This window comes from Actinomadura sp. 6N118, from assembly GCF_044326415.1.
Lineage (GTDB): Bacteria > Actinomycetota > Actinomycetes > Streptosporangiales > Streptosporangiaceae > Spirillospora.
Window position 1 is genome coordinate 43,297 of the sequence record NZ_JBIRAZ010000030.1, and the last position, 13,972, is coordinate 57,268.

Below are 13,972 nucleotides of genomic sequence, written 5' to 3' on the forward strand. Positions count from 1 at the left end.
GCGGTGGAGCTGTCCATACCAGAGATCTACATCGACGTCGTCCACGAACAGCGCGAGGCGCTGTGGCGGCTGGTGGACCAGGCGCGGGTTGCGGCGGAGGCCGACGACCTGGCGGTCCTGCGGTACACCGCCGAGGAGATCCGGCTCCGGATCAAGCAGGGCGACGACCAGACGATCGGCAACCTGGCACCGCACGTGGGCGACATCGTCGCGGAGCTTGACGAGCTCTACGACGCCGGCTTCCCGGTCGACCGGCCGGACAACATCACCGGCCTGCTGACCGCGCCGTGGCCGACGGCTCACCGGAAAGCCCTGCTCGCTGCGTTCCTCGGGCGCGATGTTCGGCACCGGCTGCTGCTGGACGAGGTGGCGGAGCGGGCCATCGCCGCTACCGACACTCACCTGCTGCGGGTGCTCGTCTTCACCCCGCTGGGCACCCTGCGCCGGGAGACCGTGGCGCAAATTCTCGACACGCTGCACCGGGCCGGCGCCCTGGACGCCACCGTGGTCGAACGGGCCTTCACCGACGACCGCTACCTCGGCTACGCCATCATCGGCCACTCGCCGACCGGCAATGCGACCAGCCCGCCGCTGGCCTGTGCGGACGCCGTACGGAAACACGTGGACGCGCTGACCTGGCAGCTCATCTCCGCACCAGCCCCGCCCGACTGGGACGAGCTGCCTAAGGTGCCGGTACCGCGCGGCCTGCGGTTCGTTCGGGCGGCGCTGACCTGGCACGGCGACCAGCGCGTTGCCGACCACCTCGGCGCGGCGGAACTGACCGACGCGGAACGCACCGCCCTGCTCGACCTACTGCGGGACCGGCCGGTGGAGGAGCAGCGCCAGGCGTTCGGATGGCGGCTGCGCGCGGGTGACGCCGACGCGCTGCTACCGCTGTTCGACCTGGCACGCGCCGCGCCGTTGCTGCGCCTGATCCGGGCGATGCCAGTCCACGAAGCCACCCGCCAGGACCGGGCCGTCCTCCTCGCCGCGATCGAGGACGCCGGCGCGGACGCCGCCCGGCGCTTGCTGGAACTCGAACCGAACGAGCTGGTCTCCGCGGTCATGGGGTGGAACCGCGCCCAGGTGCTGAAGCGCGTCAAGCACAACGCGCTGCAGGGCATCGCCGCGTTCGGGATGCTGCCCCTCGCTCCGGACGAGACAGTCCTCGACCGCTACCTGGCGTTGCGCGAGTCCGCGAAGAAGGGCGCCAAGCTCGGCCCCAACCGCAGACACACCCACGCCGCCGCGATCGCGATCGCCCTCGACCACCTGGCGCAGGTGGCCGGCATTCCGGAGGCGAGCCGCCTCGAATGGGACTGCGAGGCGCGCATCGCCACCGAGACCCCCACGGAGGCCGACGTCGGCCACTACCGGATCGCGTTGCGGTTCGACGGCGCCGACCCGACGATGACGGTCAGCCGGGCGGGCAAGGCGCTGAAGTCGGTGCCGGCCGCCGTCCGCGGCGACCCCGGCTACCAGGAGCTGCGTGAGCACCAGGAGCGACTACGGGACCAGGCTCGCCGGATGCGGACCGGGCTGGTGGAGCGGCTGGTCGCCACCGCCGGGACGCTGGCGCCGGACGAGCTGGCCCGACTGCTGTCGCTGCCCGCCGGTGCGGCGATGCTGCCCGCGCTGCTCTGGCGGGACCAGGCGGGCGTGATCGACTTGCTCGACCAGGTCGACACCACCGGCCCGATCACCGCCGTCCACTCCGTCGAACTGCACGAGCGGGGGGTGCTCGCCGACTGGCAGGCAGAGATCGTGCGGCGTCGCCTCCGGCAGCCGGTCAAGCAGGCGTTCCGGGAGTTGTATGTGCTCACTCCGGCGGAACGCGAGGCGGGCGACGTGTCGCGGCGGTTCGCCGGTCAGACGGTCAACGGCAAGGTGGCGGGCCAGTTGCTGTCCGGCCGGGGCTGGTTCACCCACGGCGAGTACGACGACCACCAGGCGACCCGCGCCGTCGGCGACGGCCTCATCGCGGCGCTGCGCTGCGACTTCCACGGCTACTTCGGGATGGGGAACGTCCTTGTCGGTGAGATCCGCTTCGTGACCGGCGGCCACCGTGACCCGGGCCGCTACGGCGCCCCGATCGGCGCGGGCAGCGTCGACGGCACACCAGTGCCGCTGGTCGACGTGCCGCCGGTGGTGTTCTCCGAGGTCATGCGAGACCTGGACCTGATGGTGTCGGTCGCCGGCACCGAGCCGGAGGCATATCTGTCGCCGGCGCAGGCGGCGAGTCGGGCGCAGGTGCTCGCGGCGCTCATCGCCGACCTGGGGCTGGCCCGGGTCACCGTCGAGGGGCACTCGGCCGTGGTACGCGGTAACCGGGCGACCTACCGGGTGCATCTGACCAGCGGCAGCATCCACGTCGACCCGGGCGGCTACCTTTGTGTGGTGCCCGCCTCGTTCGGCGCCAGGGCGCACCGGCGGCTGTTCCTGCCGTTCGCCGACGAGGACCAGATGACGAGCATCATTCTGAGCAAGGTGCTCCTGCTCGCCGAGGACGAGAAGATCAGCGACCCGTCGATCCTGACTCAGCTCGATTCCCTCACCGGCAAGGCCGCTACCTGACGAGGCCCAGCAGGAAATCCGCCTGCTCGCAACCACTTAGAGAGCGAGGACCGGTCACCCAGGCGCAGGCTGATCCCGACATCGGCCTGCCGGAGATGAGGCTGCCCGACGACCGGGTTGCCCCTGCCCAGTCGAGACGCGACTCCCACATAAACGGTCGTCTGCGATAGACCCCCGCCACCGAACCGCCGCTGTCGATTCCCGTAGCCGTGTTCACTGACGGCCTGCGGTGATGGGGCTGATTGCAGAGGGCTTCGGAAAGTTCTGATTCCTGTACTCCTGTGCACTACTGTCGATCTTTGTCTGTACTGGTGTTCACTGCGGTGAGGTCGGCGTGGTCGACGGCGTGGTGGAGCTGGGTGTGCTGACGGCTTCGGCGGAGGAGTGGTCGGTGGCTGTCCGGCGGGCCGAGGTGATCGGTCGGTTGGCGCGGGGGCCGCAGGTCCGGGTCGCGGAAGCGGATGAGGCGGCGGCTGAGCTGGGGATCTCTCGCCGCCAGGTGTATGGGCTGTTGAAGCGGTGGCGGGCGGGTTCGGGGGTGGCGTCTGATCTGCTTGCTCGCCGGTCGAGTGGCGGTCGGGGCCGGGGCCGGATTCCGGAGGAGGTCGAGGCGCTGCTGGCCGAGGTGATCCGGTCGCGGTATCTGACGCGGCAGCGCCGGACGGTCGCAGCGGTCTACAAGGAGGTCGTCCGGCAGTGCCGGATGCGCGGTCTGGCGGTGCCGTCGCGGGGGACGCTGGAGCGTCGGATAGCCCAGCTGGATCCGGTGGCGACGGCGGCGGCTCGCCACAGCGCGGACGCGGCGCGGGTGTTGCGGTCGGCGGGTGGGGAGCCGCCGGTGGTCGAGGGTTTGTTGGAGCAGGTGCAGATTGATCACACGGTGGTGGATCTGGAGATCGTGGACGAGTGGCATCGGCGGCCGATCGGGCGGCCGTACGTCACCGCGGGGATTGACGTGGCGTCCCGCTGTGTGGTCGGGCTGGTGGTGACGTTGGAGGCGCCGTCAGCGTTGTCGGTGGGGTTGTGCCTGGCGCACATGGCGACCGGCAAACGGCCGTGGCTGGAGCGGCTCGGGGTGAACTCGGTCTGGCCGATGAGCGGCAAGCCGCGCGAGATCTTCACCGACAACGCCACCGAGTTCAAGAGCGAGGCGCTGCAGCGGGGCTGCGGGCAGCACGGGATCAAGCAGAGTTGGCGGCCGCCGGGGCAGCCGCATTTCGGCGGGATCATCGAGCGGCTGATCGGCACCATGATGGAGATGGTGCACGAGCTGCCCGGCACCACGTTCTCCAACCCTGCCGACCGCGGCGACTACGACAGCCCGGCGACCGCAGTGCTGACCTTGGCCGAGCTGAACAAGTGGCTGGCGCTGGCGGTGGCGGTCTACCACGGCCAGGTGCACGGCACGCTGAAGCAGACGCCCGCCGGGCGGTGGGAGCAGGGTGTCGCCGACGGGGGCCGTCCGGCGACGGTGGCGAACGAGACGGCGTTCCTGGTCGACTTCCTGCCGGTGGAACGGCGGGTGCTGGGCAGGCAGTGCTTCACCCTCGACCACGTCCAGTACTTCTGTGATGCGCTCAAGCCGTGGATCGCGCGGCGGGAGAAGCTGGGGAAGTTCGTGCTGCGGCGCGACCCGCGCGACATCTCCCGGATCTGGGCGCTGGACCCCGACGGGACCAGTTATCTGGAGGTTCCGTACCGGACGTTGTCGCGGCCGCCGATCAGCATGTGGGAGCAGCGTGCGGCCGTGGCTCGCATCCGGGAGCTGGGCCGTGATCAGGTGGATGAGAGCGCGCTGCTTGCGATGGTGGAGCAGATGCGGCAGATCACCGAGATGGCGGGGGAAGTCGGCCATGTCGAAACGGAAGATCGGCACCCCCCGCCGATTCAGCTCCTCGACCACGTGATCGGCGGTCGGGTCGAACCAGTGTGTGAGCACCAGCACCGCGCCGGGTCGGCTCATGTACCCGTCGCATCCTCGTCGCTGTCCGGCGGCTTGTGGTCATCGCTGTTCGTGCTCGTCTTGGCCGCTGGCGGGACGGCTCCCGCACGGTGATCAGCTACATTCGCGACCTCGATCGCTCGACGCACAACCCGCTGCTCGGCAGCGGCCTGTAGCCGCGCGACTTTCCGTCCAGAAAACCCCATCCAGAAAGTCCCTCCCGAGTGGCACGCGGCGGGTCCTCGGGAGGGGATTCGTCACGCGTCCTCGCCGTACTCGGCGATGTAGGCCGCACGGTTCGCCGCGATGATCGCCCGGCCTTCCCCGGCAGTGAGGTGCTCGACCGAGGTGACGGCCGGCACCTGCAGCCCGCCGACGGTGAACGTGATCGGTTCGATCTGGCGGGCGAGCTTGTCGACAACGCTGGGCGCCGACTCGACCAGCATCTTCCCGTCGCGCGATGAGACCCCCGACACCCGGCCGATACCGGTTTCGTGGATCTGCCAGGCCAACGAGGTTCCGTAGTTGGGCGTGAGGGCGGGGTTCTCGGTCAGCAGCAGGCAGACCCGTGCGGTGTCGCCGCCGTAGCCGACCAGGCCCGTGCACGGCTTGATCGTCCCGCCCGCGTCGCGGGCCTGCACCTCGTAGACCCTGCACTCGCTGCAGCGGAACAGGTCGGTCCGCGACTCGTACTCGAACTCGTGGCCGCCGATGGTTGTGACCGCGAGAAGCGGCAACGTTTGAGCGACGGTTGCGGGGCTGCGGTGGCTGTGATGTTGATGAGATTCAGCAACGGTGTGGCGTGCCGCTAACGGACGTGTCATACGCCGGCCAGTCCGGCCAGTTCGGCCAGGTCACGGACCGTACACGCCGTCCGGCTGCCAGCCGGGTTCCGGTCCGGGCACGACGGGGTTGGTCCGGCACGGCACGCGGCGGCGCGGCCGGATAATCCGACGGGCAGTGTGCGCACGATGAATGGCGGCACAGATCAGACCCGGGTTTCGGCGGCCGCCGCACGCCCGCGCCGGCGGTCGGGTTGGGACGTTACGTCGAGTCGGTCTTCACGCTCCGCCACCTTGGCCCCGGACACGTTCGGGAGAAGACCCCCGAAACCGGTGGGCGGGAGCGTCAGGACTTCGGGGAGACGCGCTCCCGGAACCAGTGCCCGCGGACGTGCTCCGCGGCGATGTGGAACGGGTGCTCCCGGTCGGTCATCTGCCGGAACAGGAACTCGGTTGCCGTGCATTCGAACCGGCTGCCCTCGTCGAGGCTGTCCACGGCGTAGACGGGCCACCGGTCGGGGTCGGGCCCCTCGGTGATCCAGAAGTACGTCTCCTCATGCTCGTTGTTCGACCAGGGGATCAGCCCGCCCGGGGCCGGGAACGGCGGATGCTCGTCTCCGAACGCCATGTCGTCGCCGGCATGATATTCGGTGTGCCAGACGAGCTCCTCTGGGTGGAATACATCGAAGAACCCGTTGAACATGCCGTCGCAGCCGAACGTCTCAACGAGCCGCTTATAGTCGCTCGGCAGGGACGTGCCGAGCCGCGACTCGACCACTGCCCAGTCGGGCGCGGGGACGGGCGACGACGGCCCGCCCGTGATCGCGACCAGCCGCTCCACCCACGACATCTCCGCAGGCAGATCGACCGGCTCCGGGATGGTCCGATCCGCGACAGCGAGGACCACACGGCCGTCCGCGTCATACCCGACCGCGACCGCCCGCATGCCGTGTGCCCAGGCGCACTCCCAGTCGTGCCCTTCCGGGACGGCCATCGGCGGCTCGCCCCTCCAGTACACACGGGGGTACCGTCTGCCGAACTCGTCGTCTGGAACGAAGCCGCCGTACTCGGAGACCAGCACGCATGTGTGCCCGTCCGGATGCCCGGGCTGTTCGCACGTCAGGTCACCGGCCTCCGCCTCCATGAGGCGGGACACGGTCGCCATCAGTTCCTCGCGGTCCATGGGAAGCCATCCAAGCACCTGCCACCGACATCCTCGGTCTTGAACTGACGCGCCACCCGAGCCCCACACGAGAGGCGGCGCCCCTTGTCCTCATCGCGCGGTCCGGGCGTGGGCGGGTCCGGCTCGGAGTCAGGCCGGCATGCAGCGGCCGCTACCCACACTAATCCCAGCCACCCCCACATTTGTCCCGGGCATCAGGGCCTGAGGAACATCCGTTCCGGACTCTCCGAGCTAACGGCGGTCCGCAGTCTCCCGGACACCCGCCCCACCCTCGCGAGCAAGTCGCTACTGGCCGTTCCGATCCTCCCCACGGGCCAGCATGCCTTCGCGCACATGAAATGGTGGAACATCCTGCGCAACTGCCGTCGCAAACGCGACGGCGTCTCCCACGCCACCTGCGGCATCGCCCTCATGCGGAACCTGGCCATGGCCAGCTGACCCAGCTTCCAAAACTCCTGCCCCGCGCGGCCGCCTCCTCGTACTGTTCTTGCCAAGCCCTGCGTGACTGGAGCGTCCATTGACCGTCATCGCGACGTTTCTCGACCGCCAACTGGCCGCGGATGCCAAGTACGGCGGACGAATGGACCTGGACGAGTGTCCGCCGCTGCCTCCGGCACTCGATCGGCATCTGCGTTTCTGCGCCCGGCATTCGGCCGCCCAGTCTCACGCTAACCAGGAGATCCGGGCCCGCTGCAACCAACGCCCCGTGTTTCTTCGGCTGCTGGCCTACGTGTACGCCGGGATGCCCGGCTACCGGCCCTTCTGGCAGCCGATCTTCACCGAGAGTGGTGCCCCCTCTGATCCGGTCGCCGACCTCCTGCTGGAGCGGTGGCGCGGCGAGGAACGCCTGGCTCGCGAGGCCATCGAGGAAGCGGGCCTGGACTTCGACTGGCGGGAAGTGGACCGCCAAGATGGCCAGGGCCTGGTCGTCGACGGGGACGGTCGCCCCCTCTGGGAGGCCGCCGTCTATCCCGAGGACGGCTACACGATCTCCCGCTACGGGCCAGGCCGTGTTCTCCGCGAGCTGGCGGCCCGGCGCGAGATGCTAGCGAGCCTCGACCTGTCTGCCAAGGCCGACCAGACCATCCTCCGCCTCCTCGGCGGCGTGTGCATGGTGGGGAACGGCCTGGCCAGGACGCTGGCGTTTAACGTGAACGCCGAGAGCGTTCCAGCGGCGTATAGAAAGTCCTGGCGGCGAGCCGCCAGGTGAGGGGTGCAGCTCGCGCGAGGCCGTGTTAGGGCAGTAGGTGCTTGTCGTAGGCGGTGGCCACTGCTGCGGCTCGGTCTTTGACGTTCAGTTTCGCGTAGATGTGGGTGAGGTGGGTCTTGACCGTCGCCTCGCTGATGAAGAGTTCGGTGGCGATCTCCCGGTTGCCGGTGCCGCGGGCCACCAGGCGCAGGACCTCCAGTTCGCGGACGCTCAGGGACTCGCTTCGCGGCTCGCGTACGCGGGAGACCAGGCGGGAGGCGATGGCCGGGGACAGGACGGTGCGGCCTTCGGCGGCGGCGCGGACGGCGTTGAAGAGCTCGTCCCGGGGAGCGTCCTTGAGGAGGTAGCCGGTGGCGCCGGCCTCGATCGCCGGGATCGTGTCGGTGTCGGTGTCGTACGTGGTGAGGACGAGGACCTTGCAGGGCAGGCCGCGGCGGGTGAGTTCGGTGATGGCCTCCACGCCTCCTCCTCCGGGCATCCGGAGATCCATGAGGACGACGTCGGGGCGGAGCTCCTCCGCGAGGGCCACGGCTTCGTGGCCGTCGGCTGCCTCGGCCAGGACCTCGAACCCGGTGGTCGCGGCGAACATGCCGCGCAGGCCGTCCCGCACGACAGGATGGTCATCGACGATCAGCAGGGTGATTTCAGCCATGGCGGATCAACGGTACGCGGGCGGAGACGGCCGTGCCCCGGCCGGGTTCCGACTCGATCTCCAGGGTGCCGGCGACGCGTTTGGCTCGTTCGCGCATGGCGGTCAGGCCGAAGCCAGCGGAGGGGTGGGCGACGCCGGAAGAGGCGTGGGTGACGCCGGAAGAGGGGTGGGTGAAGCCGCGGCCGTCGTCGCGGATGTCGAGGGTCACTTCGTCGTCCATGTACGAGAGGGTCACGCCGATGCGGTTGGCGTGCGCGTGGCGGGTGGCGTTGGCGAGGGCCTCTTGGGCGATGCGCAGGAGGGTGGCCTCGAGTTCGTCGTGCAGGGGTTCCGCCGTTCCGGTGACGGTGAGGTGGGCCCTGCCGTCGGTGACCTTCTTGAGTGCTTCGGGGAGCCTGTCGTGCTCCAAGTGGGTGGGCGCGAGGTCATGTACGGAGCGGCGGGCCTCGCGCAGGCTCTCGCGGGCGAGGTCGGTGGCGCGGCGGACGTGCTCGTTCTCCTCGGCGGCCTGGAGCTGGGTGATGATCCCCGTCAGGCCCTGGGCGATGGTGTCGTGGATCTCGGCGGCCAGTCGGCGGCGTTCGTCGCTGACCCCGGCTTCGCGGGCCTGGACCAGGAGCTGGGCCTGGAGACCGGCGTTCTCGGCGAGGGCCTGTTCCAGGCGGGCGTTGGTCCGTTCGAGCTCGGCGATGGTCTCCTCCTGGACGCGGGTCCGCTCGGCCTCTCTGTCGGCGAGGCTGCCGAAGATGACGATGAGCGCGACGTTCAGGAGGAGGAGGCCGCCGAACGCAGCCGCCTGGGCGGCGTTCTTCGGCGGGAGGCCGCCCGCCTGTGCACCGGCCATGGTGACCGCCGTGATCAACGTTCCGGCCTGGTCCCAGCGGCGGGTCAGATAGCGCTGGGAGTCGAAGTACCCGAGTACGGCGTAAACGCAGAAGAAGGGGTTCAGCCAGGAGAGCGCGAAGGCGAGGGCGGTACGGGTCCAGAAGTAGATCTGGCCCGGGATCTTCTCAGCGACGTGGAGCACCTGAAGGACCAGCGCGGTGAAGAGGAGGAGCGCGGCCATCCCCTGTTCCGCGGGAGACATGACGAGCTCCCGGATGATCAGCGCCAGGAGGGTCGCGAGGAACAGGAGGCCGAACGGTCCCCAGCGGAAGAACCGTTCCCACTGCTCCTGGATAGTCGCCATTGAAGGAGTTTGTCCTATTCCCACCGGAACCAGCGCACGGCGGCGGCGATCAGGACGGCCGCCCAGGCGGCGGTGACGCCGAGGTGCGTCCAGTCGGGCCAGGTGCCCTCCGCGGCCTGGTTGAGGGCCTGGGACGCGGCGCCGAACGGGAAGTACTCGACGATGCCCCGCAGCACGCCGGGCATGGCCTGGACCGGCACCCAGACGCCCGCGAGGAACATCATCGGGAAGAAGACGATCGAGCCGACCACGGTGGTGGCCTTGGTGGTGGGCGTGACCGCGGTGACCGCGGCGCCTATCGCCAGCGCGCTGAGGGCACCGAGGAGGAGTGCCAGCAGGTAGCCGGGAATCTGGCCGGGCAGTGCCACGTCGAAGGCGAGCCGGCCGACGGCGATGACCAGCAGCGCCGAGCCGAGGGCGGCCGCGAAGTGCAGGACGATCTGCGCGGTCAGCAGCGAGGCGGGCCGTACGGGCGTGGTGGACATGCGGCGCAGGATGCCGCGCTCACGGTAGCCGGACAGGACGGGCGGCAGCGCCTGGATCCCGGCCATGATCATGGCGAGCAGGACGTTGACCGGGACGTACAGGTCGATGACCCGGCTCCCGCCGAGGCCGGCGTCCGGTTCCCGAAATGACGGGATCAGGCCGAGGATCGTCAGCAGGACGCTGGGAAAGGCGACGATCCAGAAGAGGCTGAACGGCTCGCGGCCGAAGAGCCGGAGTTCTGCTTTGAGGACGGCGGTGGACGCGGACACGTCAGTTCTCCCGGTCTTCGGTGAGTTCGAGGAAGGCGTCGTCCAGCGTGGAGTCGGTGACCCGCAGCTGGTGGGCGGTGATCTGGTGGCGGGCGAGCAGGGAGATGACCGCGTTGACGGTCGTGTCGGTGCCATGGATGGTGAGGCTGCCGTTCCGGCGTTCGATGGTCTGGGCGCCGGGCAGCTCGGCCAGGTCGCCGGCGTCGAGTGGCCGGGACGGGGTGAACGAGATCACGGTGCCGCCGGCGCTGCGGCGGATCAGGCCGGAGGGGGTGTCGAGGGCGGCGACGCGACCCTGCTTGAACACCGCGATCCGGTCGCAGAGCCGCTGGGCCTCCTCCATGAAGTGCGTGACGAGCAGGACGGTGACGCCGGAGTCGCGGACCTCCTCGATCAGCGTCCAGGTGTCGCGGCGGGCGCGCGGGTCGAGGCCGGTGGTGAGCTCGTCCAGGACGACGACCTTGGGGCGGCCGATCAGGGCGAGGGCGATGAAGAGGCGCTGCTTCTGGCCGCCGGACAGCCTGCCGAAGCGGGTCGTGAGCTTGCCGGTGAGTCCGAGGCGTTCAGCGAGTTCGTGCCAGCTGTCCCGGTTCGGGTAGAAGGCGCTGTAGAGCTCCAGGGCCTCCCGTACGGTCAGCTTCTCTTGGATCTCGCTCTCCTGGAGCTGGACGCCGAGGATCCTGGTGAGCTCGTCACGTTCGGTACGCGGATCAAGTCCGGCGACGCGGACGGCCCCGCCGTCGGGCTCGCGCAGACCTTCCAGACATTCGACGGTCGTGGTCTTGCCGGCGCCGTTCGGGCCGAGGATTCCGAAGATCTCCCCCTCCTCGACGGCGAACGAGACGTCGTCCACCACGGGACAGCCGCCGTAGGCCTTACGCAGGCCTTTGACTTCGATGATCGGCATGGTTCGAGAATCGCCTCGGTCACCGCCCGCCCACATCGCCCGAGCCGCTCGTCCTGCCATCAGCCGATCGGTTGATACCGCCGTACGACCACGCCGCCGCCGACACAGCGGCGCCGAGCAGGCCGAGCGACGGCGCCGGGCACACCGAGCGGCGGTGCCGAGCACGCCGAGCGGCGGTACGCAGTACACGACGGCCGCGAACACGGTGGCAAATAGTGCCCGTACTTATCCCGGAGTGGTTTCATACGCCCAGGGCGCTGACTCAGAGATGGGCCATGGGGGGCGCCGACAGCGAGCTGCTGTTAGACAAAGAGAAGGGTCTTGCCGAGGGCGGTGCGGGTCTCGATCGCCGCGTGCGCGTCCGCGGCGCGTTCGAGCGGGTAGGTCTGCCCGATGACTGGGCGTATCCGTCCTGCGGCCGCTTCGGCCATCATCTGCTCGGCCCACTGGCTCATCTTCGGCCCGAACCCGTACAACTGCTCGAGCCCGATCACCTCTACGCCACGCAGGTGCGCCTCCGCAGACTCGATCACCGTCGGCTGGCCGCTGGAGGCGCCGTGAACCGAGAACCGGCCGTTGCGGGCCGTCACCTCGAACGCGGCGCGCCCAATCTGCCCGCCGACCCCGTCGAACACCACATCGGGCCCGGCACCGTCGGTCGCCTTGAGTACCTGCTCGGCCCAGTCCGGTACGGAGTAGTCGATCACGGCCTCGGCGCCCAGCTCGTGGACCAGCTCCAGCTTGCGCGCGCCGCGTGCGGCCCCGACGACTTTGGCCCCGGACACCCGAGCCAGTTGAACCAGCATGCTGCCCACGCCACCGGCCGCCGCCTCGACCAGCACCCATTCTCCGGAACGGACACGGGCGCCCTCGATCAGCCCCAGCGCCGTGCTGCCGTCGGTGTGCAAGGCAGCGGCCTCGGGCAGATCAAGCCCTTCAGGTACCGGGATCAGTTCCCCGACCTCGGCCACCGCTCGTTCGGCGAACCCACCGGTCTCCCCGGTGCCGGCCAGGACGCGCCGTCCCAGCCAGCTCGGCCCCACGCCCTCCCCCAGCGAACCCACACGGCCGGCCACCAGACCGCCCGGCACGTGCGGCAACTCGGGCTTGGCGTGCCACTTGTCGACACCGCGCCGGATCTGCGTCTCAACGAACGTGATGCCCGCCACCGAGACTTCGACCACCACCTGTCCCGGCCCGGCGACCGGATCGGGAACGTCGCCGGGAACGAGCACCTCAGGACCCCCGAAACGCACCGCCTGCACAACCCGCATGCAAATCACTCTCCAAAGCTCGACCCGGCACCGGCATAGAAGAGCCTTCAGCCTCAACCAAAGTTGAGGTCAACCCCTTCGAGCCGATCACACGCCACCGACCGTGTGCTTCCGAGACCTCGAGGTGCCCAGCCGCGTCACCACCGCAGCGTGTCGCGGGCTCCTCCTTAGCCCGTAGGCGCGATCGCCGTCCTGCGGGGACTGGCCGGTGGCGCTGGCGACACACCGCCGTCTTTGCTGACTGCCCCCACCGCAGCGGGGCGTGCTCGGCGGCGATGCACGCGTTGGACCGAGGTCCTGAGACGCGTTGACCGAGGTCGTGAGAGTCATCTGAGCCGCACGACCAGCTGAGGCCCGGCGGCACCGGCGACAGGCCGGTGCCGTCCTGGATGCAGTCCTTCGTTCTCAGATGCGCTGGCCGTCCGGCTCCCTGGTGGGTGTCGCCGGAAGGCCGTGGCCGGTGGCATACCGGTACGACGCCTTGATCACAGTCTTGGCGATCTGCAGTTCCTCGTCGGTACGGGGTCCGTAGAGCATCACCACGTTGATGACGGGTGAGTAGAGCGGATGGCGCTCGCCCCAGTCCTTGGCGATGAGTTCGTGCTGGTCTTCTTTTGCCAGGGCCAGGTGCAGGCTTCCGTCGGTGTGGACATGGACGAACTCGGCGTTCAGGCGGGGCGGCAGCAGCACCGTGCCGGACGGAGGGAGCGCGCCGTCCAGGAAGAAGGCCAGTGATCCCGGCTCGGAGATCTCGCTTGGGCGGATGACCGCTCCGTGCATGTGATCGGTCATCCACTGCTTGAGCCGCTCGCGCAAGTCGTCTGGGCTGTGCTGGCTGAGTTGGACGTGCGGTACCGAGGGGCCGGTCTGTGGACGGTCACCAATGCGAGTGGGCAGGGTGAGCATGGTCATGATGTCGTTCCTTTCCCGCCGGACGTTTCCGGAGTTAGGAAAGCTAACATCATGGATATATTAGGTTCCTAGAAGATAGTGACTCTCCTTCGGGACTTTGAGAGGCGGTGCAATGCGCAAGCCCGTCGAGGCCGTCGAGGCGTGCCCGATCAGCCCGGTGGTGGATCTGGTGTTCAGCCGATGGTCGACACCGATCCTGTGGGTCCTTAAAGAACACGGCCGGCAACGATTTGTGGAGATCCAACGGCGCCTGCCCACCATCACGCCGAAAGTGCTCACGCAGCGGTTGCGGCAACTGGAGCGCGACGGGCTCATCACGCGTTCTTACTACGCGGAGATCCCACCCCGGGTGGAGTACGAGATCAGCGATCTCGGACGAACCCTCAGCCCCGTCTTCGCCGTGCTCACCGAGTGGTCCGACACCCACCTGGGCAGCGTGGAGGTGGCCCGCCACGCCTACGACGAGGCCAACAGTTAGGTCAGCGACAGACAGCAGGATCGCCTTCGGCGGTGACACGCGGACGTACTGTCGCCGACCCAGCCACAACGGCCAAGGCAGCGACGGCGGGACTCGACCTGGAGTTCAGGAGCA

12 protein-coding genes are annotated in these 13,972 nt (G+C 69.2%); 4 read left to right on the top strand and 8 right to left on the bottom strand.

Annotation, left to right across the window (positions count from 1 at the left end; genetic code table 11):
* Positions 1–3 precede the first annotated feature (3 nt).
* Together ACH34W_RS48285 and ACH34W_RS48290 are read left to right on the top strand one after the other, a co-directional pair.
* Positions 4–2,574: a DUF4132 domain-containing protein gene (locus ACH34W_RS48285; protein ID WP_395968001.1), complete on the top strand. Its 2,571-nt coding sequence runs from the start codon at positions 4–6 to the stop codon at positions 2,572–2,574.
* A 334-nt stretch (positions 2,575–2,908) separates the two neighbouring features.
* Positions 2,909–4,630, top strand: a complete 1,722-nt coding sequence (locus ACH34W_RS48290) for a Mu transposase C-terminal domain-containing protein (RefSeq protein ID WP_395968002.1) — start codon at positions 2,909–2,911, stop codon at positions 4,628–4,630.
* 143 nt (positions 4,631–4,773) lie between these two features.
* Here ACH34W_RS48290 and ACH34W_RS48295 read toward each other — a convergent pair whose 3' ends face one another.
* Together ACH34W_RS48295 and ACH34W_RS48300 are read right to left on the bottom strand one after the other, a co-directional pair.
* The gene (locus tag ACH34W_RS48295; RefSeq protein ID WP_395968003.1) at positions 4,774–5,253 is read right to left on the bottom strand and encodes a hypothetical protein; all 480 of its coding nucleotides are present in this window, start codon (positions 5,251–5,253) and stop codon (positions 4,774–4,776) included.
* A gap of 391 nt (positions 5,254–5,644) precedes the next feature.
* The gene (locus ACH34W_RS48300) at positions 5,645–6,481 is read right to left on the bottom strand and encodes an SMI1/KNR4 family protein (protein ID WP_395968004.1); all 837 of its coding nucleotides are present in this window, start codon (positions 6,479–6,481) and stop codon (positions 5,645–5,647) included.
* A 517-nt stretch (positions 6,482–6,998) separates the two neighbouring features.
* On the opposite strand from ACH34W_RS48300, the gene ACH34W_RS48305 reads away from it, so the two are divergent.
* Positions 6,999–7,691 (top strand): hypothetical protein, encoded by a 693-nt coding sequence (locus ACH34W_RS48305; RefSeq protein ID WP_395968005.1) that lies wholly within the window; start codon positions 6,999–7,001, stop codon positions 7,689–7,691.
* Between the two features lie 25 nt (positions 7,692–7,716).
* On the opposite strand, the gene ACH34W_RS48310 is transcribed toward ACH34W_RS48305, so the two are convergent.
* The 6 genes from ACH34W_RS48310 to ACH34W_RS48335 all read right to left on the bottom strand — a co-directional run bounded on the left by ACH34W_RS48310 (position 7,717) and on the right by ACH34W_RS48335 (position 13,380).
* Complete coding sequence (locus tag ACH34W_RS48310) at positions 7,717–8,343, bottom strand: response regulator (protein ID WP_395968006.1); 627 nt, start codon at positions 8,341–8,343, stop codon at positions 7,717–7,719.
* The gene (locus tag ACH34W_RS48315) at positions 8,336–9,532 is read right to left on the bottom strand and encodes a sensor histidine kinase (protein ID WP_395968007.1); all 1,197 of its coding nucleotides are present in this window, start codon (positions 9,530–9,532) and stop codon (positions 8,336–8,338) included. Before ACH34W_RS48315 ends, ACH34W_RS48310 begins: the two co-directional genes overlap by 8 nt.
* A 14-nt stretch (positions 9,533–9,546) precedes the next feature.
* On the bottom strand, positions 9,547–10,287 hold the full coding sequence (locus ACH34W_RS48320; protein ID WP_395968008.1) for an ABC transporter permease: 741 nt from the start codon (positions 10,285–10,287) through the stop codon (positions 9,547–9,549).
* Between the two features lies 1 nt (position 10,288).
* Positions 10,289–11,194: an ATP-binding cassette domain-containing protein gene (locus tag ACH34W_RS48325; protein ID WP_395968009.1), complete on the bottom strand. Its 906-nt coding sequence runs from the start codon at positions 11,192–11,194 to the stop codon at positions 10,289–10,291.
* Positions 11,195–11,496: 302 nt separating this feature from the next.
* Positions 11,497–12,468, bottom strand: a complete 972-nt coding sequence (locus ACH34W_RS48330; protein ID WP_395968010.1) for a zinc-binding dehydrogenase — start codon at positions 12,466–12,468, stop codon at positions 11,497–11,499.
* Between the two features lie 405 nt (positions 12,469–12,873).
* Positions 12,874–13,380: a luciferase family protein gene (locus ACH34W_RS48335; protein ID WP_395968011.1), complete on the bottom strand. Its 507-nt coding sequence runs from the start codon at positions 13,378–13,380 to the stop codon at positions 12,874–12,876.
* A 112-nt stretch (positions 13,381–13,492) separates the two neighbouring features.
* On the opposite strand from ACH34W_RS48335, the gene ACH34W_RS48340 reads away from it, so the two are divergent.
* Positions 13,493–13,858 carry a winged helix-turn-helix transcriptional regulator gene (locus ACH34W_RS48340; protein WP_395968012.1) on the top strand — a complete coding sequence of 122 codons (366 nt, stop codon included), beginning with the start codon at positions 13,493–13,495 and terminating at the stop codon, positions 13,856–13,858.
* The last annotated feature ends 114 nt before the right edge of the window (positions 13,859–13,972 follow it).